21 protein-coding genes and 1 tRNA gene are annotated in these 22,478 nt (G+C 71.3%); 9 read left to right on the top strand and 13 right to left on the bottom strand.

From position 1 onward, the window contains the following. Positions 1–33 precede the first annotated feature (33 nt). Entirely contained in the window at positions 34–375 is a 342-nt protein-coding gene (locus tag MOTC310_RS06245) for an Rdx family protein (protein WP_331301161.1), read from the bottom strand. Positions 376–630: 255 nt separating this feature from the next. Here MOTC310_RS06245 and MOTC310_RS06250 point away from each other — a divergent pair. Both MOTC310_RS06250 and MOTC310_RS06255 read left to right on the top strand, forming a co-directional pair. Continuing rightward, positions 631–705 (top strand) — tRNA-Val (locus MOTC310_RS06250). Between the two features lie 157 nt (positions 706–862). Further along, the gene (locus MOTC310_RS06255; protein ID WP_331290605.1) at positions 863–2,395 is read left to right on the top strand and encodes an acyl-CoA carboxylase subunit beta; all 1,533 of its coding nucleotides are present in this window, start codon (positions 863–865) and stop codon (positions 2,393–2,395) included. A gap of 36 nt (positions 2,396–2,431) precedes the next feature. On the opposite strand, the gene MOTC310_RS06260 is transcribed toward MOTC310_RS06255, so the two are convergent. The 3 genes from MOTC310_RS06260 to MOTC310_RS06270 form a co-directional block, all read right to left on the bottom strand. Next, positions 2,432–2,893, bottom strand: a complete 462-nt coding sequence (locus MOTC310_RS06260; RefSeq protein WP_331301162.1) for an ABC transporter ATPase — start codon at positions 2,891–2,893, stop codon at positions 2,432–2,434. 78 nt (positions 2,894–2,971) lie between these two features. After that, entirely contained in the window at positions 2,972–3,526 is a 555-nt protein-coding gene (locus MOTC310_RS06265) for a TerB family tellurite resistance protein (protein ID WP_331301163.1), read from the bottom strand. Between the two features lie 179 nt (positions 3,527–3,705). Continuing rightward, on the bottom strand, positions 3,706–4,626 hold the full coding sequence (locus MOTC310_RS06270) for a metallophosphoesterase (protein WP_331301164.1): 921 nt from the start codon (positions 4,624–4,626) through the stop codon (positions 3,706–3,708). 185 nt (positions 4,627–4,811) lie between these two features. Between MOTC310_RS06270 and hemC the strand changes: the two genes are divergently transcribed. Together hemC and MOTC310_RS06280 are read left to right on the top strand one after the other, a co-directional pair. Next, positions 4,812–5,735, top strand: coding sequence for a hydroxymethylbilane synthase (gene hemC / locus MOTC310_RS06275; protein ID WP_331301165.1), 924 nt, complete (start codon positions 4,812–4,814; stop codon positions 5,733–5,735). Between the two features lie 10 nt (positions 5,736–5,745). Beyond that, positions 5,746–6,618 carry a PhzF family phenazine biosynthesis protein gene (locus tag MOTC310_RS06280; protein WP_331290610.1) on the top strand — a complete coding sequence of 291 codons (873 nt, stop codon included), beginning with the start codon at positions 5,746–5,748 and terminating at the stop codon, positions 6,616–6,618. 67 nt (positions 6,619–6,685) lie between these two features. On the opposite strand, the gene MOTC310_RS06285 is transcribed toward MOTC310_RS06280, so the two are convergent. The 4 genes from MOTC310_RS06285 to MOTC310_RS06300 all read right to left on the bottom strand — a co-directional run bounded on the left by MOTC310_RS06285 (position 6,686) and on the right by MOTC310_RS06300 (position 11,064). Next, positions 6,686–6,814 (bottom strand): hypothetical protein, encoded by a 129-nt coding sequence (locus MOTC310_RS06285; RefSeq protein ID WP_331290612.1) that lies wholly within the window; start codon positions 6,812–6,814, stop codon positions 6,686–6,688. Positions 6,815–6,836: 22 nt separating this feature from the next. Next, a complete protein-coding gene (locus tag MOTC310_RS06290) occupies positions 6,837–7,907 on the bottom strand; it encodes a phytoene/squalene synthase family protein (protein ID WP_331290613.1) in 1,071 nt (356 codons plus the stop codon). Then, complete coding sequence (locus tag MOTC310_RS06295; RefSeq protein WP_331301166.1) at positions 7,888–9,411, bottom strand: phytoene desaturase; 1,524 nt, start codon at positions 9,409–9,411, stop codon at positions 7,888–7,890. Before MOTC310_RS06295 ends, MOTC310_RS06290 begins: the two co-directional genes overlap by 20 nt. A gap of 75 nt (positions 9,412–9,486) precedes the next feature. Then, positions 9,487–11,064, bottom strand: coding sequence for a hypothetical protein (locus tag MOTC310_RS06300; RefSeq protein ID WP_331301167.1), 1,578 nt, complete (start codon positions 11,062–11,064; stop codon positions 9,487–9,489). A gap of 278 nt (positions 11,065–11,342) precedes the next feature. Here MOTC310_RS06300 and fcl point away from each other — a divergent pair, with 278 nt between their 5' ends. The 3 genes from fcl (at position 11,343) to MOTC310_RS06315 (ending at position 14,116) form a co-directional block, all read left to right on the top strand. Then, positions 11,343–12,314 carry a GDP-L-fucose synthase gene (gene fcl, locus MOTC310_RS06305; protein ID WP_331301469.1) on the top strand — a complete coding sequence of 324 codons (972 nt, stop codon included), beginning with the start codon at positions 11,343–11,345 and terminating at the stop codon, positions 12,312–12,314. A gap of 77 nt (positions 12,315–12,391) precedes the next feature. Further along, positions 12,392–13,414 carry an SGNH/GDSL hydrolase family protein gene (locus tag MOTC310_RS06310; protein ID WP_331301168.1) on the top strand — a complete coding sequence of 341 codons (1,023 nt, stop codon included), beginning with the start codon at positions 12,392–12,394 and terminating at the stop codon, positions 13,412–13,414. A gap of 3 nt (positions 13,415–13,417) precedes the next feature. After that, the gene (locus MOTC310_RS06315) at positions 13,418–14,116 is read left to right on the top strand and encodes a GDSL-type esterase/lipase family protein (protein ID WP_331301169.1); all 699 of its coding nucleotides are present in this window, start codon (positions 13,418–13,420) and stop codon (positions 14,114–14,116) included. On the opposite strand, the gene ilvD is transcribed toward MOTC310_RS06315, so the two are convergent. After that, positions 14,117–15,946: a dihydroxy-acid dehydratase gene (gene ilvD, locus MOTC310_RS06320; RefSeq protein ID WP_331301170.1), complete on the bottom strand. Its 1,830-nt coding sequence runs from the start codon at positions 15,944–15,946 to the stop codon at positions 14,117–14,119. A 127-nt stretch (positions 15,947–16,073) separates the two neighbouring features. Between ilvD and ade the strand changes: the two genes are divergently transcribed. Continuing rightward, complete coding sequence (gene ade, locus MOTC310_RS06325) at positions 16,074–17,795, top strand: adenine deaminase (RefSeq protein WP_331301171.1); 1,722 nt, start codon at positions 16,074–16,076, stop codon at positions 17,793–17,795. An 86-nt stretch (positions 17,796–17,881) separates the two neighbouring features. Then, positions 17,882–18,307, top strand: coding sequence for an organic hydroperoxide resistance protein (locus MOTC310_RS06330; RefSeq protein ID WP_331301172.1), 426 nt, complete (start codon positions 17,882–17,884; stop codon positions 18,305–18,307). 156 nt (positions 18,308–18,463) lie between these two features. On the opposite strand, the gene MOTC310_RS06335 is transcribed toward MOTC310_RS06330, so the two are convergent. The 4 genes from MOTC310_RS06335 to MOTC310_RS06350 are packed head-to-tail and all read right to left on the bottom strand — an operon-like array spanning position 18,464 to position 22,387. Next, a complete protein-coding gene (locus tag MOTC310_RS06335; protein ID WP_331301173.1) occupies positions 18,464–19,297 on the bottom strand; it encodes an HTD2 family dehydratase in 834 nt (277 codons plus the stop codon). Between the two features lies 1 nt (position 19,298). Continuing rightward, positions 19,299–20,447 carry an acyl-CoA dehydrogenase family protein gene (locus tag MOTC310_RS06340; RefSeq protein WP_331301174.1) on the bottom strand — a complete coding sequence of 383 codons (1,149 nt, stop codon included), beginning with the start codon at positions 20,445–20,447 and terminating at the stop codon, positions 19,299–19,301. A 10-nt stretch (positions 20,448–20,457) separates the two neighbouring features. Then, the gene (locus tag MOTC310_RS06345) at positions 20,458–21,207 is read right to left on the bottom strand and encodes an SDR family oxidoreductase (RefSeq protein ID WP_331301175.1); all 750 of its coding nucleotides are present in this window, start codon (positions 21,205–21,207) and stop codon (positions 20,458–20,460) included. 43 nt (positions 21,208–21,250) lie between these two features. Then, positions 21,251–22,387, bottom strand: coding sequence for a CaiB/BaiF CoA transferase family protein (locus MOTC310_RS06350; RefSeq protein WP_331301176.1), 1,137 nt, complete (start codon positions 22,385–22,387; stop codon positions 21,251–21,253). Between the last annotated feature and the right edge of the window lie 91 nt (positions 22,388–22,478).

Here is a 22,478-nt window from a genome sequence, read left to right on the forward strand (position 1 = left end):
GGCGCCCCGCGGGCTCGTCGCCGTTCCCTCGCCTCATGACCGGTCGATATGACCGAGATCGCGCGTCGGGTCGAGGTGGTCGCGCACCCGCTGCTTCAGCGCCTTCACGTCCGGGAAGCCGCCGTCGCGCACCCGCTCCCACAGGAGCGCCGCGCCCAGCTCGATCCGGAAGGTGCCGCCGGAAGCCGGCACCAGGGCGACCTCGCCGAGATCGTCCCGGAAGGTGGAGAGGAGCTCCTGCGCCATCCAGGCCGCGCGCAGCAGCCAGTTGCACTGCGTGCAGTAGGTGATCGCGACGCGCGGCCGCCCCGGCCCCGCCGCGCCCTCCGCCGTCACGTCGCTGCTGGGCTTCGCGCCCGCTGGCCCCTCGTGCATGCAAGCACAGCGCACCGGGCCGGCGGCCTTGTCAACCTCACGCGCGCACACGATGGCGGGCGCGGCGCCGGCGGCGGCGGCCCAGCGCTTCGGAGCAGGGCGGCGACCGGTCCGGATGGCCATCCGCTCGCCGTCAAACATCAGCGGTCGCGCTTGACGACGCGGCCCACCGCGCTCTAGAAGGCCCGCCACCGGGTCGCGGCGCCCTCGAGGGCGAGCGACGAGATCGCGTGCGCTCAGGCAGCACGTCGGTACGGACGGTTAGCACAGCGGTAGTGCGTTCCCTTCACACGGGAAAGGTCGCAGGTTCGATCCCTGCACCGTCCACCATTTTCCTCCATCCCCCGAAGGTCCGATCCCGCGGCTCCCCGCGTCGGTTTGCCACCCGAAAAGCGCGTGCTAAGGGCGCTCGATCGGTGAACGCATAAGCTTGGACCCGGCCCGATCCGGGTCGCAGGTCACGGGCACGGGAAGGGCGGGAACAGCCATGAAGGATATCCTCGACAAGCTCGAAGAGCGGCGGGCGCAGGCCCGGCTCGGCGGGGGTGAGAAGCGCGTCGAGGCGCAGCACAAGCGCGGCAAGCTGACGGCACGCGAGCGGATCGAACTCCTTCTCGACCACGGGTCGTTCGAGGAGTTCGACATGTTCGTGCAGCATCGCTCCACCGATTTCGGCATGGAGAAGCAGAAGATCCCGGGCGACGGCGTCGTCACCGGCTGGGGCACGATCAACGGCCGCACGGTCTTCCTCTTCTCGAAGGACTTCACGGTGTTCGGCGGCTCCCTCTCGGAGGCGCACGCCCAGAAGATCGTGAAAGTGCAGGACATGGCGCTGAAGATGCGCGCCCCGATCATCGGCATCTTCGATGCCGGCGGCGCCCGCATTCAGGAGGGCGTCGCGGCGCTCGGCGGCTACGGCGAGGTGTTCCGCCGCAACGTCATGGCCTCGGGCGTCATCCCGCAGATCTCGGTGATCATGGGCCCCTGCGCGGGCGGCGACGTCTACTCGCCGGCCATGACCGATTTCATCTTCATGGTCCGCGACACGAGCTACATGTTCGTGACCGGTCCCGATGTGGTGAAGACCGTCACCAACGAGGTCGTGACCGCCGAGGAACTCGGCGGCGCCAAGGTCCACACGACCAAGTCGTCCATCGCGGACGGGTCCTTCGAGAACGACGTCGAGGCGATCCTGCAGATCCGCCGCCTCCTCGACTTCCTGCCGGCCAACAACATCGACGGCGTGCCGGAGCTGGAGAGCTTCGACGACGTCAACCGCATCGACGCGTCGCTCGACACGCTGATTCCGGACAACCCGAACAAGCCCTACGACATGGGCGAGCTGATCCGCCGCGTCGTCGACGAGGGGGACTTCTTCGAGATCCAGTCCGCCTACGCGCGCAACATCATCACCGGCTTCGGCCGGATCGAGGGCCGCACCGTCGGCTTCGTGGCCAACCAGCCGCTGGTGCTCGCGGGCGTGCTCGATTCGGACGCCTCGCGGAAGGCCGCGCGCTTCGTGCGCTACTGCGACGCCTTCGGCATCCCGATCGTCACCTTCGTGGACGTGCCGGGCTTCCTGCCGGGCACGGCGCAGGAATACGGCGGCCTGATCAAGCACGGCGCCAAGCTGCTCTTCGCCTACTCGCAGGCGACGGTGCCGCTGGTGACGATCATCACCCGCAAGGCCTTCGGCGGCGCCTACGACGTCATGGCGTCGAAGCATGTCGGGGCGGACCTGAACTACGCGTGGCCGACGGCGCAGATCGCCGTGATGGGAGCCAAAGGCGCGGTGGAGATCATCTTCCGCAGCGAGCTGGGCGATCCCGAGAAGATCGCGGCGCGCACGGGCGAGTACGAAGACCGGTTCCTCTCGCCGTTCGTGGCGGCCGAGCGCGGCTACATCGACGAGGTGATCATGCCGCACTCGACCCGCCGCCGGATCGCCAAGGCTCTCGGCATGCTCCGCACCAAGAAGATGGAGCAGCCCTGGAAGAAGCACGACAACATCCCGCTCTGAGGCGGATTCGCAGGTCGGCGGCTGTCGTCGCCGACCTCAGCCGCGGTTGCTGTTCTCGATCACCGCGCACAGCGTCAGGGGGCCCTTGTCGGGCGAGACCATCGCCGAGCAGGTGATCCGGGCACCGCCGAGGTCGATGTTGCTGTGCCGGAGCTTCGTGGCCGTCGCCTGAGCGCGATGCGCGGCCTCGGTGATCACCGCGGCGTCGATGCCGGTCACCGCGTGCCCGGCGTGTCCGAACAGGTCGTAGTAGCGGTCCGGCGGGTTCGCGCCGCGGAACTGCGCGCCCACGGAGGAGAGGTCCGGCCCGCCGCAGGCCAGCGTCAGGGTCATGTCCGCACCGGCCGTGAAGCTGGCGTAATCGCTCCGGCGCTCGGCCGTCTTGGCCGCCGTCTCGGCCGTGACCTTGTCGACCAGCGCGTCGCAGGATTGTGCCCGGGCACTTCCGGCGCCGGCCGAGAGGGCGGTGAGGACGAGGAGGGGCAGGAGTGCGCGCATCGTCGCGAGTTAGCGCGGCGACTCCCTAAAGGCGAGCGGCGCGGCGTTCCGGCGCGCCCGGATCTACCCCGATCCAAATCAGGCGGTTTCGCCCCGCTCCCGCGCCGGGGCGCGTCCCTCGCCGGCGAGGAGCTGCCGCTTCAGGCGGGCGATGCCCTCGCGCTGCAACTCGCTGGGCGGCGAGTGCGCGCCGGCCACCTGGGTCAGCATCACGATCAGCTCCCCCCGCTCGGCGGGTGTCAGGGCGTCCCGCAGCAACGGCGCCAAGGCGTCGGCGACCTGGGAGAACGGGAGCCGCGCCTGCGTGTAGCCCCAGGCCCGCTCGAAGGTGGCCGAGATCCGATCGACCTCCAGGGGCTTCTCCATGTAGTCGAGGATCTGCGACTTCTCGCTGGCGGTCAGGGGGCTGCCCGTCCGGACCAGCTGGATCATCAGGATGACCGCTGCCAGCCGTGGGTCGCGCACCCGCTGCAGCGGCGTCCCCACGAGGCTCTCGAAGGTCGAGACGGCGCGGCGCTGAAGCCCCTTCGTGTCCCGGTTGACCGCCTGCAGGCCCTTCACGGTCCCGTGCGTCCGCAAGATCCAGAACAGTCCCGCGACGATGATCCCGATGAGACCGAGCAGGATCGGCATGGGCGTCCCCCTATCGAATCGACGCGGGACGGTCCCACGCACATCTCGGTGTGTCAAACCGGGGCCACTTCCTCCCGATTACCCGAGGAACGTGCAGGATCGGCAGCGGGTAATGGTTTTTTATTGCGCGCGACTGGTCAGTACTTCGTCGATGCCGCGCTGTCAGGCGCGCGCGACGTTCAGCTCGCGGTCGTGGATGTGGCTGGCTGTCCGAGTTCGAGGAGGACGATCTCCGGGGGGACGCCCACCCGCACGGGGATGCGGCTCATCCCGAAGCCGCCCGAGACGATCATGTGGCGGCCGTCCTGGATGACGTGGCCGTACGAGTAATCGTGTCCCCGCACCTTGCGGATGGCGGGCGCGTGGCCGAACAGCCGGACCTGGCCGCCATGGGTGTGACCGGCGAGGGTCAGCGAGACGCGGTCGGGCACGGAGACGAAGATGTCCGGCTCGTGCGCCATCAGGATCACGGGTGCCGTATCCGTGACCGCCTGCAGCGTCCGCGGCAGGTCGGCGAGGCTGAACGTGCTCCACGTGTTGAGGAACGGCTGCTGGTCGCCGAGGCCGGCGAGCCAGAACGGCCGTCCGTCCTTCACGAGGCGCACGGCTCGATTCTCCAGGACCGGGATGCCCTGCGCCTCCAGCAGGCGCCGGACCGCCGGGACACCGCGGCCGGCCCGCTGGACGGCGTGATCGTCCCACCAATCGTGGTTGCCGAGGATCGCGTGCCTGCCGAGCGGCGCTCGAAGCTCGGTCATCATCCGGGCGAACTGGTCCAGCGGCAGCTTGCGCCACGCGATGCGCCCGGCCGGGTAGTCGCCGAGCAGCAGGACGAGGTCGGGCTCCAAGGCATTGGTGGCCGCGACGATCTCCGCCACCCGGTCGAACGGCATGTACGGCTCGCAGATGTGGAAATCCGCCAGCACCGCCACCCGCAGACGCAGCGCCGGATCCCAGTTCGGCAAAGCCGGCGCGTAGGACGTGACCACCAGCCGGTGCAGCGGCTCGACGTCGAAGGCGTAGACGCCCGTCGCGGCGGTCAGGCCGGCACCCACGCCGAGCCCGGTCAGAATTTGCCGTCGGCTCGGCATGATCAGCATCGCGACACGACCTGTTGGCTCCGGAACACGCCGGTGTCCCGCTAGGGGCGCAGTCCGGCGAAACCGGGGCGGGACCGAATTCACGCCCGCGCGACACTGGCCCGAAACCGGTTGACGGAATGTGGCCTGCCGCCGCGCTCGGTCTATAAGGCGTTGTCCCGTCCAGCGAAGTGATCCGGAACCAGATGTTGAACCGCCCCCTGCGCATCGGCACCCGCGGCTCTCCGATGGCGCTCGCGCAGACCGGGATGGTGCGTGACCGGATCGTCGCGGCCAATCCGGGCCTGGAGACCGAGCTGGTCGTCGTCACCACCGTGGCCGACAAGATCCTGGACCGGCCTCTCTCCGAGATCGGCGGCAAAGGGCTGTTCACCAAGGAACTGGAGCAGGCCCTGTTCGCCGGCGAGGTCGACGTGGCCGTCCATTCCATGAAGGACGTGGAGACCTGGCTGCCCGACGGGCTCACCATCGCCTGCATCCTCGAGCGCGACGATCCGCGGGACGCGTTCCTGTCGCCACACGCGGACGGGCTGGCGGGTCTGCCGGCGGGGGCGCGGGTCGGGACCTCGTCGCTCCGCCGCGGCGCGCAGGTCCTGATGCGCCGGCCCGATCTCCGGGTGGTCCCGCTGCGGGGGAACGCCAATACCCGGATGCGCAAGCTCGAGGCCGGCGAGTGCGACGCGACGCTCCTCGCCCTCGCGGGCCTGCAGCGTCTCGGCCTGGAGAGCATGGCGCGCAGCGTGCTCTCGGTCGATGAGATGCTGCCGGCCGTGGCGCAGGGCGCGCTCGGCATCGAGTGCCGCTCGGACGACGCGGTGATCCGCGACCTCCTGGCGCCCATCGCCTGCGCGCGGACCACCGTCGCGGTCTCGGCCGAGCGGTCGCTCCTCGCGGAACTCGACGGGTCCTGCCGCACGCCCATCGCCGCCCTGGCGCAGATCGAGGGGGATCGGTTGCGGATCGACGGGCTGCTGTTCCTGCCCGACGGCAGCCGCCACTGGGCCGCGTCCCGGCAGGGGCCCGCCGCGGAGGCGGAGCGGATCGGCCGCGACGCTGGCGCGGCGCTCAAGGCGGCGGCCGGCGACACCTACACCCGCCACCTCCAGTGAGGCCCGTCCGATGCCGTCCGTGACCCTGGTCGACGTCTTCACGCACGCGGGCGCGGGCGGCAATCCCTGCCCCGTCGTCTCCGACGCGCGGGACCTCGACGCGGAGGCCATGCGGGACGTCGCGCGGCGCTACGGCCACGAATCGGGCTTCGCGCTGCCGAGCGAGGACCCGGCCCACGACCTGCGCCTGCGCTTCTTCGTGCCGAACCACGAGATGGAGATGTGCGCCCACGCCACGCTCGGCGTCCTGTGGGTGCTGGCCCGCGAGGGACGGCTCCCGGATGCCCCGGTCCGGGTCGCGACCGGCAGCGGCTCCGTGACGGGGTTCGTGAGCCGGCGCGGCGCGGATGCGTGGGGCGTGGCGATCACGCAACCGGTCGGCCGTGTGCGGTCCCTGGCGGACGCGCAGAGCGTCGACATCCGCGCCGCGCTGGGGCTCGGACGCGACGCGCTCGCCGCGCGGCCGATCCACAACGCCGTGACGTCGCGGATCAAGACCCTCGTGCCGATGCGTGATGCGGCCGCGCTCAACGCGCTCGCGCCGGCGGGTGGCGCCGTCGAGGCCGCCTGCACGCGGGTCGGCTCGACCGGGCTCTACCCCTACGCCGTCCTCGACGGGCCGGCCCGGCTGTTCGAGGCGCGCCAGTTTCCCCGCGCCTCCGGCTATCCCGAGGATGCCGCCACGGGGATCGCCGCGGCGGCCCTGGCCTTCGGGCTGCTGCAGGACGGGCTCATCGAGCCGGACGACCGTCCGATCCGGATCCTGCAGGGTCGGGCCATGGGCCGCCTGTCCGAGATCCGGGTGCGGCTCGGCTTCGCGGGCGGGCGCCCGGTCGGGTGCCTGCTGGAGGGCGACGTCGCGCCGGCTACGCCCGCGCACTAGGGCACAGGCCTTCCCCGCCTGTCTCGCCTCGATCGGAGAGGCGACGTCGGACGCGATCCGCGTCGGTTCAATCCGCCTCGCCGTCCCGGGCGCGGCGGATGCTGCGTCGGACCGCGATGGGCTGCCGGACCCCGACCCCCGGGGCCAGGGCGAAGACGAGGCCGATATCGAGGGCGGCGAACAGCCCGTGGCTCACCGATGCGCCTCCGCCCGACCGATCAGGACGGCGCGGAGCGGCCGAACGCCTCGCGTTCGCGCATCCGCTCGATCAGGTCGAGAACGTGCACGACGCGACCGCTCACGTCCCACCAGGGTCGCAGAGCCGGGCGCTGGCGCATCGGCGCGTGGGGCTCGCCCGCCACGGCCTCGATCAGGAACGCTGTCTCGGGGAGCGGCGCCGCGCCCAGGCCGGTCGCGTCGGCGGGCGCGCGGATCGCGCGGGCGATCAGGGCGAGCTTCCGCGCTGTCGTGACCCGGGCGCGGCTGTTGACGGAATCGTAGCCGCCCGCGGCCACCACCCGGCCGATCTCGGCATAGATCAGCCCCGCCGCCCGGATCGAGGCTCGGCAGCGGCGGGGCAGGACCGCGATGCCGGCCTCCGCGCGGGCGTAGAGGCGGTCCGCCTCGGCGAGCAGACGGGCCACCACGCCGGCCAGCGCCGGGCCCGGCCGGGGCTCGGCGAGGAACGCGTCCGGATCGAGCCCCGCCTCCCGCATCCAGTCCAGCGGCAGGTAGAGGCGGCCCATCCGCGCGTCCTCGCCGACGTCGCGCGCGATGTTGGTGAGCTGCATCGCGGCGCCGAGATCGCAGGCGCGAGCCAGCGCGTCGGGGTCGCGGGTGCCCATGATCAGGGCCATCATCGCCCCGACCGACCCCGCCACTCGGGCGGCGTAGGCGTGGAGCGCCCCGAGATCGGCGTAGCGCCGGCCCTCGGCATCCCACGCGAAGCCCTCGATCAGCGCGCGCGGCAACGCCTCCGGTATCGCGTGGGCCGCGACGATCTCGGCGAAAGCCCGGTCCGCTGGGGCGTCGGCGGGAAAGCCGGCATAGGCTTGGCCAATTCGGGCCTCGAGACGCCTCACCGCGCTGCGCCGGTCGGCGGGGTCCGCCGCATCGTCGACGAGGTCGTCCGACAGCCGGCAGAAGGCGTAGAGGCCGTAGGCCGCCTCGCGCATATCGCCCGGCAGCAGCTGGCCGGCCGCGAAGAAGCTCTTCGAGCCGGCCCGGATCGCCACCCGGCAAGCGGTCCGGTCGGCCGCGGCGGCGAATTCAGGCGGTAACGCGGGCATCGGGGACCACGCTGTCGAGGATGCGGGCGGAGGAGAGCACGCCCGGGAGGCCTGCGCCCGGATGCGTGCCGGCCCCGACGAGGTAGAGATTGCGAATCGCGCTCGACCGGTTGTGCGGGCGGAACCAGGCCGATTGCGTCAGCACCGGCTCCAGGCCGAACCCGGATCCCCGGTAGCTCAGGAAATCGTCCTGGAAGTCCAGCGGCGTCGTCACCTTCGAGGTCACGACGGCCTCGGACAGGCCGGGCATCACGCTCGCCTCCAGCATGGCGGCGATCCGGCGCCGGTACGGCTCGGCGAGGGCCCGCCAATCCTGGCCTCCGGCGAGGTTGGGCACCGGGGCCAGCACGTAGAAGGCGTCGCATCCCGGCGGGGCGAGGCTCGGATCGGTGGCGGTCGGCCGATGCAGGTACAGGCTCGCATCCTCGGCCAGCACCTTGCGATCGAAGATGTCGGCGAGCAGGCCACGGTATCGCGGCCCGAGCAGGATCGTGTGGTGATCTACCGCCGGGTAGCGCCGCTTGGTGCCGAAGTACCAGACGAACAGGCCCATCGACGAGCGGGCGCGCCGGAACCGTCCCGGGCTCCAGCGCTGCGCCTCCGGCAGCAGACGCGCGTGGGTCACGGCCGAATCGGCGTTGGACACCACGAGGTCGGCCGCGATCGTCTCGCCGCTCGTCAGGTCAACCCCGGTGGCCGCCCCCTCCTCCACGCGGATACGCGCGACCTCCGCGCCGAGGCGCAGGCGGCCGCCCTGGGACCGGATCAACCGCACCAGCCCGTCGACCAGCTCACCCGTTCCGCCCATCGCGAAGTGGACGCCCCAGCGCCGCTCGAGGTCGGCGATCAGGCAGTAGATGGCGCTGGCCCGGAACGGGTTTCCGCCGATCAGCAGCGGATGGAAGCTGAAGACCGTGCGCAGCCGCTCGTCGCGGATGAACCGCGCCACCACGTCGTGCACCGAGCGGTGTCCCGAGAGGCGCAGAAGGTCGGGCGCGATTCGCAGCATCGCACCGACACTGCCGAAGGGCACGTGACCGAGTTGCTCGAATCCGATCCGGCACACGGCGCGGCTGTGCGCCATGAAGCGCTCGTAGCCCGCGACCTCGTCCGGCGCGAAGCGCGCCACCTCGGCGCGCATGCGGTCGAGGTCGCCGCTGTAGGCGAAGGACGTGCCGTCGGCGAAGCGGATCCGGTAGAACGGATCCATCGGCACCAGCGTCACGTCGTCAGAGAGCCTGCGACCGGCCAGCTGCCAGAGCTCCTCGAAGAGCTGAGGGGCGGTCACGATCGTCGGACCGGCATCGAAGGTGAAGCCGTCCTGCCGGTGGACCCGGGCCCGACCCCCCGGCTGCGCGAGGCGTTCGACGACGGTCACGCGGTAGCCGCGCGCGCCCAGCCGAACTGCCGCGGCGAGCCCGCCGAAGCCCGAGCCGACCACGAGGGCGTGCGGGCGCCGATCGATCTCCTGCGCAACCTGGTGGTCGACCGCGAGTGTCAGCATTGCTTGACACTATCGCGGTCCTTTCCCGGCACGCAAGATCGAAATCGCGCGCGCCCGGAGACGGTCCTTCGCCGTTCAGAACTCGCCCGCCAGACCGGCGCGGACGCCGACCGCGTTATCGCCGCCATAGGCGACGCCGGCGGTCACCGCGATCGGGACGCAGCAGGTCGGCAACCGGTGCGCCACGGCGAGGCCGCCGGCCCACTCGCCCCGGTAAGTCGCCCCGTTGGTTGCCCAGGTCGTCTTGCCGGGCGCCGACGGCATCGGCGCGGTCGCCATCGCGATGGCCATGGCGACGCCCTGCCGGGCCTCCTTGCGGGTCTGGATCGCGTAGCGCTGGACCGAGTCGGTCTTGGCTTCCAAATTGTTGACCTGCGCCTGCACCGAATCGATCCGGTTGCCGAGGCCGGCGATCGTCGAAGGTCCGTAGGCCGAGGCCGCGAGGTTGCCGCTCGCGTCCGTGGTCACGAAGGCGGTCGCTCCGCTCTGGGCGGCGGCGCTCGCCTGGGAGGCGATGCCGGCCAAACTGTAGGTGTTGGCGGAATTGCCGATCGCCACTTGGTTGGCCTGGGTCGTCTTCACGTTGGCGCCGATGGCGATCGCGTTGGCCTGGTTCGCGGCCGCCCCGTTGCCGAGCGCGACGCTGTTGTTGCCGGCCGCCGAGGCGGCCGCGCCGACGGCGGTCGAGCCGGTTCCGGTCGCGCCGGCGACGAAGCCCAGCGCAGTGCTCCCGGCTCCGGAGGCCGCGGAGGCCGTGCCGATCGCCGTGCCGCCGAGGCCCTGGGCGCTCGCCGCGTAGCCGAGGGCGACGCTGCCGGTGTTGGCAGCGCTGGCGCCCGTGCCGAGCGCCGTCGAGGCCGTCCCGGCCGCGCTCGAACCGTAGCCCACCGCCAGCGCGTCGCTGCCGACGGCGATCGGCGCGGCCTGGTTGCTGGTGTTGTTGGCGGCGACACCGGTGACGGCGGTGAGCTGCGACAGCCTCAGCTCGTTGACGACCGTCTGGCCCTGGGATTGGGTGAGGTTGCCGGTCAGGATGTAGATGCCCTGATTGGATCCGCCTCCGGCCCCGCCACCACCGGTACCGGTGCCGCCGCAGGTGCCGCAGCCGCCAGTTCCGGTGCCGCCCGCGGTCCCGAGCGTCAGGCCGGTGCCGAGCAACCCGTCTCCCGGACCGGTCGTGCCGACGAGCACGCCTGTCCCGAGCACGCCTCCGCCCGTGGTCCCAACGTTCAGGCCGGTTCCGAGGACACCCGTCCCGGGGGCGGTGGTCCCGACGGTGACACCGGTGCCGAGAACGCTGCCGCCGGCCGTGGTCCCGACATTGAGGCCGGTCCCGAGGATGCCGGTACCGGGATCGGTGGTGCCGACTGTGACGCCCGTGCCGAGCAGCCCGCCACTCGTCGTCCCGACATTGAGGCCCGTCCCGAGGAGGCCGCCGCCAGGGCTGCTCGTGCCCACAGTCGCCCCGGTGCCGAGGATACCATTCGTGGTTGTATCGAGCGCCCCGCGGAGAAGCTGTGCCTCGGCCGGCGACGCTAGGGCCGTGCAGAGCAGCAGGGCCGCCGCGACCGGGAACGCGCGCGCGGCGCCCGGACGAGGAGCGGCGAGCATCGCAGTCCGCGGCACGGCCGGGACGACGGTCAAGGGACGCATCTGGAACTCCATCGCTGCGCGGCCGGGGGCGGTTCCGAACCGGCCCTGCAACCCACCGGCCGGTGATTAGGAACGGAATGCAGCTTCTAGTAGAATTCTTAACGCTAACTTTCGGTTGTATTTTGAGCGGCGATTTCCCGCACAGTGACGCGCTCGGCGGGGGCCTGTGCGGGCGCGGCCGGCCGCCTCAGAAAACGCGTGTTTGCGCGGCGATATCGCGCCGCAAAGGGGCTATAGGGGCTTGGAAATCCGAGCTTTCGGCAGGGAACGGACGCGTGATGGACGGTCGAGGTCAGACCATTTTCGTGGCGGGCCATCGCGGCATGGTGGGCTCGGCGATCGTGCGTCGCCTGCGTGAGCTCGGTCACGAGCGGATCCTCACGGCCGACCGCCGGACCCTCGACCTCCTGGATCAGGCCGCGGTCCGGCGCTTCTTCGCCGAGAACCGCATCGACCAGGTCTACCTCGCCGCCGCGCGCGTCGGCGGAATCCACGCCAACAACACCTACCCGGCCGAGTTCATCCACGAGAACCTGCTGATCCAGTCGAACCTGATCGACGCCGCGCACACGCACGGCGTCGACCGGCTGCTGTTCCTGGGCTCGTCCTGCATCTACCCGAAGCTCGCGCCCCAGCCGATGCGCGAGGACGCCCTGCTGACCGGGCTGCTCGAGCCGACCAACGAGCCCTACGCGATCGCCAAGATCGCGGGGATCAAGATGTGCGAGAGCTACAACCGGCAGTACGGGCGCCGCTATCGCAGCGTGATGCCGACGAACCTCTACGGCCCGAACGACAACTTCCATCCCGAGAACGCCCACGTGCTGCCGGCGCTGATGCGCCGCTTCCACGAGGCGAAGCGGGAGGGTCTGGCGAAGGTCACGGTCTGGGGCACCGGCCGGGCGATGCGCGAGTTCCTGCACGTCGACGACATGGCGCGGGCCAGCGTCTACGTGATGGAGATGGACGACGCGGTCTACGCGGCCAACACGCGCCCCGACCTGTCGCACATCAATGTCGGCACCGGCGAGGATTGCACCATCCGTCAGCTCGCTGAGGCGCTCGCGCGGGTGATCGGTTACGCGGGCGAGCTCGACTTCGACGCCACCAAGCCCGACGGCACGCCGCGCAAGCTGATGGACGTGTCGCGGCTGAGAGCCATGGGATGGCGGCCCGAGATCGCGCTCGAGGACGGACTGCGCCAGACCTACGGCTGGTTCCTGGAGAACCACGCCACGCTGCGGAGCTGAACGGGCCCGCCGTCGCGCCGCCCGGCTCACCGACCATCGCACAGCCACCTGGCATCCGCCCGGCGAGGAGACGGACCATGGCCCACCGGCCGCCCGACGACAGCGCCGATGCGCGACGGCGCAAGTTCCTGCAGAGCTTCCAGAACTTCGACGCGAACAGCCGGTTTCCCGCGCCCTACGCGCATTTCGCCGGCAAGCCGCTGACGGAGGCGTCTGGCCAGGGCTGGCGCTACGACGCCCTCGGGTACCGCAACGACGCGCACGCGGACGCGCGGCCGCCCTCCGAGACGCTGCGGGTCTTCGTCGTCGGCGACAGCACCCTGATCGACGGTCAGGTCTTCGCCGACACCGTGCCCGGCCGGCTGGAGACGGGGCTGAAGAAGGCGCACGGGCCGGGCGCGCGCGTGTACAATTTCGGCGCGGTCTCGGCCTGCCTGAACCAGATGATCGCCCTGATCACGACGCGGCTGATGGACCTGCAGCCCGACGTCATCCTGGTCGTCGGCGGCGCGACCGACATTTTTCAGCCCTGGAGCTTCGATCCGCGGGCCGGCGTCCCGTACAATCACTTCGCCAACGAGAGCCTCTACGACTACTTCTTCGATCCGCGGAAATCCGCCGGGGACGCGGAGGCCCTGTCGTATGACGGCCTGCAGGCGATGATCTTCAACCGCCTCGAGAACCTGCGCGCGCTGACGCACTGGCAGTCCGACATCTGGGAGTGGGAGGTGGTGCGGCAGTTCGAACTGGCGCTGAAGCGCCTCGCGCGGCTCGCGCCCGGGATCGGCGCGCCGGTGCGGTTTCTCCTGCAGCCGACGGTCGTCCGCAAGGCGACCCTCGCGGGCGCGGAGGCCGGCGTCGCGTCCGGCGCGTTCCTCGCCTATCTCGACCGCCAGTACGAGCGGTTCGAGAGCGTTCTCGGGCGGCTGGACGCGGCGGGGTCCGCCTTCGCGGTGCGGGACCTGAGCCGCCTGTTCGAGGCCGAGACCCGCGCCCTGTTCACCGACATCGTCCACGTGACTTCGGAAGGGCGCCAGATGGTGGCGGACCGCCTCCAGTCAGAGGTCCTCGCGACGATCGGGGCGGCGACGCCCGCCTGAGCCATGGCCGAACCGATCGTCTTCATCGGTGATTCGATCACGGAGCTCTGGGGCTTTCACCGGGCCGGCACTTTCGAGGCGTACGATCTCGTCCCCCGCGGCGGCTCCGGCCAGACGGCGCGCTGGATCACGATGCGGTTCACCCGCGACATCGCGGAGACGGGCGCGCGGGGCGTGCATCTCCTGTGCGGCGTCAACGATATCGGCCGGAACGAGGGTGTCTTCGTCCCGGTCGAGGAGATCTGCCGGACGCTCGCCGGCATGCTCGACGCGGCGCGCGGCCTGGGTGTGAAGGCCTGGATCGGCTCGCTCACGCCGGTGGACGGAATCCCGTGGAACCCGGAGGTGCGGGACGCGCCCGCGATGATCGCCGCGGTCAACGCGTGGCTCAGGGACCACGCGCACGAGCACGGCGCGACGTTCATCGACTATCACGCCGTGCTGGCGACGGAGACCGGAGGCCTCCGGCCGGAATACGGGACGGACGGGCTGCACCTGAGCCCGGCCGGCTACGCGGCGATCGAGCCGCTGATGCTCCGGGCTCTGGGACGCATCCCGGAAGGCCCATCCGCCCCTTCCCTGTCTGTGAAGGGTGCGCCCGCGAACACGACCCGGTCCGTCCGCGCGCGCCTCATCGGCGTCGCGGCGGCGGCGGCGGCCCTGCTGGCCGCCATCGCCGCCCTGGTCCTCGAGCTCCGCTGATCAGACCCGGCGCACCGCGCCGTGCGCCGCGCTCGTCGTGAGCATCGCGTAGGCGCGCAGGGCCGCGCTGACCTTCCGCTTGCGCGGCTTCGCCGGCTGCCAGCCCGCCGCCTCCTGGGCGCAGCGCCGCCGATCCAGTTCCGCTTGGTCGACGTCGAGGTGGATGCGCCGATTCGGGATGTCGATGGCGATCCGGTCGCCGTCGCGCACGAGGCCGATGAGGCCGCCCTCGGCCGCCTCCGGCGAGACGTGCCCGATCGACAGGCCCGAGGAACCGCCGGAGAACCGCCCGTCGGTGACGAGGGCGCAGGCCTTCCCGAGCCCCTTCGATTTCAGGTAGCTCGTCGGGTAGAGCATCTCCTGCATGCCGGGGCCGCCGCGCGGACCCTCGTAGCGGATCAGCACCACCTCGCCGGCCGTGACCTTGCCGTTGAGGATGCCGTCGACCGCCGCATCCTGGCTCTCGAACACGCGGGCGGTGCCGGTGAAGGTCAGGATCGAGGCGTCGACGCCCGCGGTCTTCACGATGCAGCCCTGCTCGGCGAGGTTCCCGAACAGGACAGCGAGCCCGCCATCCTGCGAGTAGGCGTGCGCCGCGTCGCGGATGACGCCGCCCTCCCGGTCGAGGTCGAGCGCGTCGAAGCGCGATTCCTGGCTGAACGCCACCTGGGTCGGCACGCCGCCCGGGGCCGCGCGGTAGAAGGTCTGGACCGAGGCGGCCGGTTCGCCGCGCACGTCCCAGCGGGCGAGCGCCCCGCCGAGCGTTCCGGCCGAGACGTTGCCGACGCCGGTGTCGATCAGGCCGGCCCGGTCGAGCTCGCCCAGGATCCCCATGATGCCGCCCGCCCGGTGGACGTCCTCCATATGGACGTTGGCCACCGCCGGGGCGACCTTGCACAGCACCGGCACCCGCCGGGACAACCGGTCGATATCGGCCATGGTGAAGGGCACCTCGCCCTCGTGGGCGGCGGCGAGCAGGTGCAGCACCGTGTTGGTCGAGCCCCCCATGGCGATGTCGAGGGTCATGGCGTTCTCGAACGCCCGGAAGCTCGCGACCGCGCGCGGCAGCACGCTGGCGTCGTCCTGCTCGTAGTGGCGGCGGGCCAGATCGACGATCAGGTGGCCGGCCTCGACGAAGAGGCGCTTGCGGTCGGCGTGGGTGGCGAGCACCGAGCCATTGCCCGGCAGGGCGAGGCCGAGGGCTTCGGTGAGGCAGTTCATGGAATTCGCCGTGAACATGCCCGAGCAGGAGCCGCAGGTCGGGCAGGCCGAGCGCTCGATGACGGCGACGTCCTCGTCGGAGATCCGGTCGTCGGCGGCCGCGATCATCGCGTCGACGAGGTCGACCTTCTTGGCGATGCCGGGCAGCTGGACCTTGCCGGCCTCCATCGGGCCACCCGAGACGAACACGGTCGGGATGTTGAGGCGCAAGCTGGCCATCAGCATGCCGGGGGTGATCTTGTCGCAATTGGAGATGCAGACCATCGCGTCGGCGCAGTGCGCGTTGACCATGTACTCGACGGAATCGGCGATCAGCTCCCGCGACGGCAGCGAGTAGAGCATCCCGTCGTGGCCCATGGCGATGCCGTCATCGACCGCGATGGTGTTGAACTCCTTGGCGACGCCGCCGGCCGCCTCGATCTCCCGCGCGACGAGCTGGCCGAGATCCTTGAGGTGGACGTGGCCCGGCACGAACTGCGTGAAGGAGTTCACCACCGCGATGATCGGCTTGCCGAAATCCGAATCCTTCATGCCGGTGGCGCGCCACAGGCCGCGGGCGCCGGCCATGTTGCGGCCGTGGGTGGTGGTGCGTGAGCGATAGGCAGGCATCGAGAGCTTCGACTGGTTCAAAGGTGACGGGCTTCTGCGCCCGCTCAGGCCCCGCTGCAAGCGTCGCCGAACGACCCGCACCCGTGGCATGCTCCTGGCGGATGGCAGCACGGTGAGGAGTAGAGCAATGACAGAGGTGGAGTTCCTCCGGCAGGCCATCGCGCAGGGTCAGGGCTCGGCCGAGGCCGACCTCGTCCTGAAGGGCGGCCGCTTCCTCGATCTCGTCACCGGCGATCTCGTGGCCTCCGACATCGCGATCTGCGGCGACCGGATCGTCGGGACCTTCGGCCAGTACCGCGGCGTCCGCGAGATCGACGTGACCGGCAAGGTGGTGGTGCCGGGCTTCATCGACACGCATTTCCACGTCGAATCCTCGCTGATGCCGCCGCAGGAATTCGAGCGCTGCGTCCTGCCGCACGGCGTCACCACCGGGATCTGCGATCCGCACGAGATGGCCAACGTGCTCGGCACCGACGCCTTCACGTGGTTCCTGGGCGCCTCCGAAACCCTGGCCATGGACCTTCGGGTGCAGCTCTCCTCCTGCGTGCCCGCCACCGACCACCTGGAGACCTCGGGCGCCCGGATTGCGGCGCAGGATCTCCTGCCCTACGCGGCCCACCCGAAGGTGATCGGCCTCGCCGAGTTCATGAACTTCCCCGGCGTGCTGGCGGCGGATCCGAGCGTGCTGGACAAGCTCGCGGCCTTCCGGGGACGGCACATCGACGGCCACGCGCCGCTCCTGCGCGGTCTCGGGCTCAACGGCTACATCGCGGCCGGCATCCGCACCGAGCACGAGGCGACCTCGCCCGAGGAGGCGCTCGAGAAGCTCTCCAAGGGCATGACCGTGCTGATCCGCGAGGGCTCGGTCTGCAAGGACCTGCACGCCCTCGCGCCGATCCTGACCGAGCGGACGGCGCCGTTCCTGGCCTTCTGCACCGACGACCGGAACCCCCTCGACATCGCCGAGGAGGGCCACCTCGACTTCGTGATCCGCACGGCCATCGCCCTCGGCGTGACGCCCCTGGCCGCCTACCGGGCGGCGTCCTGGTCGGCGGCCCGGGCCTTCGGGCTGCACGATCGCGGCCTGGTGGCGCCCGGGCAGCGCGCCGATCTGGTGGTGCTCGACGACCTCGCCGGCTGCGCGGTCGCGCAGGTGTTCAGCGCCGGGCGCCCGGTTGATGCGGCACTGTTCGACGCGCGGCCCACCATCGAGCCCATCGGCCGCGGCAGCGTGCGGGCACGGCGCGTCACGGCAGCGGATTTCGCTGCCCCGGGCTCCGGTCCGTCGACGCCGGTGATCGGCGTCGTGCCGGGCAAGATCATCACCCTGCGCCACGACCTCACCCTGCCCTATTCCGGCGGCGAGCGCCGGATCGACCTCGACCAGGACGTCATCAAGGTCGCCGTGGTCGAGCGCCACGGCCGGACATTGCCGGGCGCGCGCGGCATCGGCGTCGCGTTCGTGAAGGGGTTCGGCCTGACGCGCGGCGCCATCGCCTCGTCGGTCGGGCACGACAGCCACAACATCACGGTCGTCGGGGCGGACGATTCCGACATGGCGGCGGCGGTGAACCGCCTGGGCGAGATCGAGGGCGGCTTCGTGGTGGTCGAGGGCGGCCGAGTCCTCGCCGAGATCGCGCTGCCGGTGGCCGGCCTGATGAGCCTGATGCCGTTCGACGCCATCCGCCAGTCGCTCGTAACCCTGCGCGAGGCGGCGCGAAGCCTGGACGTCGTTCTCCCGGAGCCCTTCCTGCAGGTGGCCTTCCTGCCGCTGCCAGTCATCCCCCACCTGAAGATCACCGACCGGGGGCTCGTGGATGTCGACCGCTTCGCGCTGATCGACCCTTGAAATTAGATTGTGCGCAATCTAAATGGGCTGTGCGGAAGCGCGTCGGCGCCTACATGCCGACGGCATTCCTCGAACCGGAGTTCCCCATGCCCGTAGACGTGAAGTACCGCACCTCCGCCACTGCCACCGGCGGCCGCGACGGCGCCGCCCGGACGGCCGACGGCAGCTTCGAGGTCAAGCTCTCGACCCCGAAGGAGCTCGGCGGGGCGGGCGGCCCGGGCGCGAATCCGGAGCAGCTCTTCGCGTCCGGCTACTCGGCCTGCTTCCTCGGCGCCATGAAGGCGGTCGCGCCGTCGCTGCAGCTGAAGGTTCCGGCCGACACCACCGTCACCGCCGACGTCGGCATCGGCCCGCGCTCCGAGGGCGGGTTCGGCATCACCGCCGACCTGACGATCAGCCTGCCGGGCCTCGACCGCGCCGACGCGCAGAAGCTCGTCGACGCCGCGCATCAGGTCTGCCCGTACTCCAACGCGACCCGCGGCAACGTCAATGTCGGTCTGAAGCTGGCCTGATCCGGCCCCGGACGGGCTGCGCAGGCGCGCAGCCCGCCTCCGCCGGGCCTGCGGCCGCGTCCGCGGGTCGACGCGAGGCCGTCCGTCGCCGCGAGGCGCGGTGACGGCGCTGGTCCTCCCGCGGATGTCAGACGCGGGCGAACCCCATGCGGACCCTCACGCGTCGGCCCTCGCCCGCATGCAGACATGGCCCGCCGCGTCGAGGGTCACACCCTCGAACGCCGCCCCGCTGACCCGCCCGCAGACCCGGAAGATCTGGTTGGCCGTCATCGGCGAGACCCCGCGATACGCGAACCGCCGCGGCACGTGTCCCAGCAGCGTCGCGGCGAGGTTCATCAGCAGCGTGGCCTGCACCGGGCCGTGGACGACGAGGTCGGCGTAGCCCTCGACCCGCGTCGCGTAGGGCTGATCGTAGTGGAAACGGTGGCCGTTGAAGGTCATCGCCGAGTAGCGGAACAGCAGTGTCGGCGTCGCCGGCACGTCCCAGACCGTCGCGTAGGCGGCGGGATCGACGCGCTCGGGCGCCGCGTTCGTTCCGGTCTGGGCACCGGCGGCCTCGCGATAGACGATGTCCTGCCGCTCGCGGATCGCGACGCCCCGCCCGGTCGCGACCGCGTGCTCGACGGTGACGAAGCACAGGCTCCCGCTCCGCCCCTCCTTGAAGGCGACGTCGCGGACCGTCTCGGTGCGCGTCACCGCGTCTCCCGCGCGCAGGTCCGAGAGCGTCTCGATCTCTCCGCCCGCCCACATCCGCCGGGGCAGCGGCACCGGGGGCAGGAAGCCGCCCTTGGCGGCGTGGCCGTCGGGACCGAGGGCATCGGCCGCGGGTGTCTCCGGCGCGAGGCACCAGTGCAGGGCCGGCGGCGCGATCCCGTCGACCACCGGTGCCAGATGCGGCGCGAAGGTCGCGCGGAACTCGGCGAGGAGGCGCGGCGTGACGAGGTCGGACGCGTCCCGCGCGCGGCCGATCCAGGCGGCGAGATCGGCCATGTCAGTACGAGCGCGGCAGGCCGAGCACGTGCTCGGACAGGTAGGCGAGGATCAGGTTCGTGGAGATCGGCGCGACCTGATAGAGGCGCGTCTCGCGGAACTTGCGCTCCACGTCGTACTCCTCGGCGAAACCGAAGCCGCCATGGGTCTGGATGCAGGCGTTGGCCGCCTCGAACGAGGCGTCGGCGGCGAGCATCTTGGCCATGTTGGCCTCGGCCCCGGGATTGGCGCCGCCCTCGTAGAGGGTCAGCGCCTCGCGGACCATCAGCTCGGCCGCGCGCATGTTGGCGTAGGCTTTGGCGATGGGGAACTGTACGCCCTGGTTGGCGCCGATCGGCCGGCCGAAGACGGAGCGCTCGACGGCATAGGCCTTGGCCCTGTCGATGAACCACTTGGCGTCGCCGACGCACTCGGCGGCGATCAGGATCCGCTCGGCGTTCATGCCGGACAGGATGTAGCGGAAGCCCTTGCCCTCCTCGCCGATGAGATTCTGTGCCGGCACCCGGAGATTGTCGAAGAACACCTCCGTGGTGGCGTGGTTCATCATCGTGCGGATCGGTCGGATCGTCAGGCCGTTGCCGTTCGCCGCGCGCATGTCGACGAGGAGCACCGACAAACCGTCCGTGCGCTTCGTGCCCTCGGCCTTCGGCGTTGTCCGGGCGAGGAGCAGCATCAGGTCCGAATGCTCGGCGCGGCTGGTCCAGATCTTCTGGCCGTTGACGACGTAGTGGTCGCCCTCCAGGCGCGCCGTCGTCTTCAGGCTGCCCGTGTCGGTGCCGGAGGTCGGCTCGGTCACGCCGAAGGCCTGGAGCCGCAGGCGGCCCTCCGCGATCGCCGGCAGGTACTCGGCCTTCTGGGCCGCGGAGCCGTGCCGGAGCAGCGTGCCCATCGTGTACATCTGTGCGTGGCAGGCGCCACCGTTGCAGCCCGCCCGCTGCACCTCCTCGAGGATCGCGGCCGCGGCCGAGAGCGGGAGGCCGGAGCCGCCGTATTCCTCGGGGATCAGCACCGACAGGTAGCCGCTCTCGGTCAGCGCGTTCACGAACGCCGTCGGGTAGGCCATCTCCCGGTCGAGGGCCCGCCAGTACGGTCCCGGGAAGCCGGCGCAGAGCTTGGCGACCGCCTCGCGGATCTCGGTATAGGCTTCCATCGGGGGCTCCTCAGGCCGTGCGGCCGCCGTCGACGGGGAGATCGACGCCGGTGATGAACGCCGCCTCGTCGGAGGCGAGGAACAGGGCGGCGGCGGCGATGTCGCTCGCCTCCGACAGGCGCCCGAGCGGGATCGTGGCGATGAAGCGGTCGCGGTTCTCGGGCGTGTCGAGGACGCCCATGAAGTGCTCCAGGAGCCCGGTGGCGCCCATGACCGGGCAGAGGGCGTTCACCCGGATCTTCCAGGGCGCCAGCTCCAGGGCGAGGGATTTCGAGGCGAGGCTCGCGGCGCCCTTGGAGGCGTTGTACCACGTCAGCCCCGGGCGCGGCCGCAACGCCGCCGTCGAGCTGACGTTCAGGATCGCGCCGCCGCCCGCGTCGCGCATCAGCGGGGCGATTTCCCGGACGTAGTGGAAGATCGATTTCACGTTGACCCGGAAGACCCGGTCGAAATCCTCCTCCGTCACCTCCATCAGGGGCTTGTTGCGGTGGGTGGTGCCGGCGTTGTTGACGAGGATATCGGGCACCCCGAAGCGCTGCCGCGTCTCGGCGACGCTCGTGGCGACGTCGGCGGCCAGCCCGACATCGGCGGCGATCGCGATGGCGTCGCCGCCCAGAGCCGCCGCGACACGCTCGGCCGCCGCGCCGTCGATGTCGACGCAGGCCACCTTGGCGCCCTCGGCGGCGAAGCGCTGGGCGATCCCGGCTCCGAAGCCGCTGCCGGCCCCCGTCACGAGCGCGATCTTGCCGTCCAGTCTCATCGTCTCCTCCCGCCCTTGATCATGTGCCTTCGTATCCCGGCGGTCAGCCCGGGCGCGCGAATTCCGCCCGGATCCGCGCGCCGTGCTCGTCGATGGCCGGTACGGGCCCGAGGGCGCGGACCTCGCCGTCGATCAGCACCGGCGGCGCCACGATGCGGGCGGGGCCGGCCGGCGTCCGGACCTCGGCGCGGACCAGGGCCGGATGCGCTGCGAGGTCCGCCAGAGTGTTGACGAAACCGTAGGCGGTGCCCGCCGCCTTCAGCCGGGCCGCGGCCGCGTCGCGGGTCAGCCGCACCAGCGCGGCACCGATGCGCAGATCGACCGCGGCGCGGTTGGCCACCCGGGCGTTGTTGGACCCGAAGCCCTCGGCCCGCGCGAGATCCGGCTCTTCCAGGACACCCGCGCAGAAGCTGGCCCATTCGCGCTCGTTCTGGATCGAGATCAGCACGAGGCTGCCATCGGCCGTGGGGAAGGCCCCGTAGGGGCAGATCGACGGGTGCGCGAGGCCGAGACGCTGCGGGGCCTTGCCGGTCCCCTCGAAGTAGAGCAGCGGCACGTTCATCCAGTCGGCGGCGCCACTGAACAGGCTGACCTCCAGGGCGCAGCCCTGCCCGGTGATCCCGCGGGCGATCAGCGCCTCGAGCACCGCGGCATGGGCGTCCATCCCGCAGGCGACGTCGCAGACGGAGACGCCGACGCGCCCGGGCCCGGCCGGGTGTCCGGTGATCCCGGCGAGCCCGCTCTCGGCCTGGACCAGCAGGTCGTAGGCCTTCATGTCGCTGTAGGCGTTGCCGGCGCCGTAGCCCGAGATGTCGACCGTGATCAGCCGCGGATAGCGCGCGCGCAGCTCCGCCGACCCGAACCCGGCCCGGGCGGCCGCGCCGGGAGCGAGGTTCTGCACGAACACGTCGGCCTGGGCGAGGATCGCGTGGAGGAGGCGGGCATCGGCCGGATCCTTGATGTCGGCGACGAGGCTCTCCTTGCCGCGGTTGAGCCAGACGAAGTAGCTCGCCAGCCCGTTGACCACCGCGTCGTAGCCGCGGGCGAAATCCCCCTCTGGCCGCTCGATCTTGATGACCCGGGCCCCGGCATCGGCCAGCCGCGAGGTGCAGTACGGCGCGGCGACGGCCTGCTCCAGGGCGAGCACGGTCAGCCCTCGCAGCGGCAGGTTCTGGCTCATCCGCATCCTTCGGCTTCCCGCGGTCTCAGAGGGCCGGTGCCGCATGAACTGGAACGGCGAGAAGCCCCGCCAAGCGGGCCGCGGTGACAGG

The organism is Methylobacterium oryzae, assembly GCF_036441375.1.
Classification (GTDB): Bacteria; Pseudomonadota; Alphaproteobacteria; order Rhizobiales; family Beijerinckiaceae; genus Methylobacterium; species Methylobacterium oryzae_A.

Coding starts and splice junctions, on each gene's coding strand:
- hemC (WP_331301165.1), top strand. CDS start 4,812: ATGTTGAACCGCCCCCTGCGCATCGGCACCCGCGGCTCTCCGATGGCG.
- MOTC310_RS06280 (WP_331290610.1), top strand. CDS start 5,746: ATGCCGTCCGTGACCCTGGTCGACGTCTTCACGCACGCGGGCGCGGGC.
- MOTC310_RS06330 (WP_331301172.1), top strand. CDS start 17,882: ATGCCCGTAGACGTGAAGTACCGCACCTCCGCCACTGCCACCGGCGGC.
- MOTC310_RS06300 (WP_331301167.1), bottom strand. CDS start 11,064: ATGCGTCCCTTGACCGTCGTCCCGGCCGTGCCGCGGACTGCGATGCTC.
- MOTC310_RS06295 (WP_331301166.1), bottom strand. CDS start 9,411: ATGCTGACACTCGCGGTCGACCACCAGGTTGCGCAGGAGATCGATCGG.
- fcl (WP_331301469.1), top strand. CDS start 11,343: ATGGACGGTCGAGGTCAGACCATTTTCGTGGCGGGCCATCGCGGCATG.
- MOTC310_RS06340 (WP_331301174.1), bottom strand. CDS start 20,447: ATGGAAGCCTATACCGAGATCCGCGAGGCGGTCGCCAAGCTCTGCGCC.
- MOTC310_RS06260 (WP_331301162.1), bottom strand. CDS start 2,893: ATGCGCGCACTCCTGCCCCTCCTCGTCCTCACCGCCCTCTCGGCCGGC.
- MOTC310_RS06290 (WP_331290613.1), bottom strand. CDS start 7,907: ATGCCCGCGTTACCGCCTGAATTCGCCGCCGCGGCCGACCGGACCGCT.
- ilvD (WP_331301170.1), bottom strand. CDS start 15,946: ATGCCTGCCTATCGCTCACGCACCACCACCCACGGCCGCAACATGGCC.
- MOTC310_RS06310 (WP_331301168.1), top strand. CDS start 12,392: ATGGCCCACCGGCCGCCCGACGACAGCGCCGATGCGCGACGGCGCAAG.
- MOTC310_RS06270 (WP_331301164.1), bottom strand. CDS start 4,626: ATGCTGATCATGCCGAGCCGACGGCAAATTCTGACCGGGCTCGGCGTG.
- MOTC310_RS06335 (WP_331301173.1), bottom strand. CDS start 19,297: ATGGCCGATCTCGCCGCCTGGATCGGCCGCGCGCGGGACGCGTCCGAC.
- MOTC310_RS06245 (WP_331301161.1), bottom strand. CDS start 375: ATGCACGAGGGGCCAGCGGGCGCGAAGCCCAGCAGCGACGTGACGGCG.
- MOTC310_RS06315 (WP_331301169.1), top strand. CDS start 13,418: ATGGCCGAACCGATCGTCTTCATCGGTGATTCGATCACGGAGCTCTGG.
- ade (WP_331301171.1), top strand. CDS start 16,074: ATGACAGAGGTGGAGTTCCTCCGGCAGGCCATCGCGCAGGGTCAGGGC.
- MOTC310_RS06255 (WP_331290605.1), top strand. CDS start 863: ATGAAGGATATCCTCGACAAGCTCGAAGAGCGGCGGGCGCAGGCCCGG.
- MOTC310_RS06345 (WP_331301175.1), bottom strand. CDS start 21,207: ATGAGACTGGACGGCAAGATCGCGCTCGTGACGGGGGCCGGCAGCGGC.
- MOTC310_RS06265 (WP_331301163.1), bottom strand. CDS start 3,526: ATGCCGATCCTGCTCGGTCTCATCGGGATCATCGTCGCGGGACTGTTC.
- MOTC310_RS06350 (WP_331301176.1), bottom strand. CDS start 22,387: ATGAGCCAGAACCTGCCGCTGCGAGGGCTGACCGTGCTCGCCCTGGAG.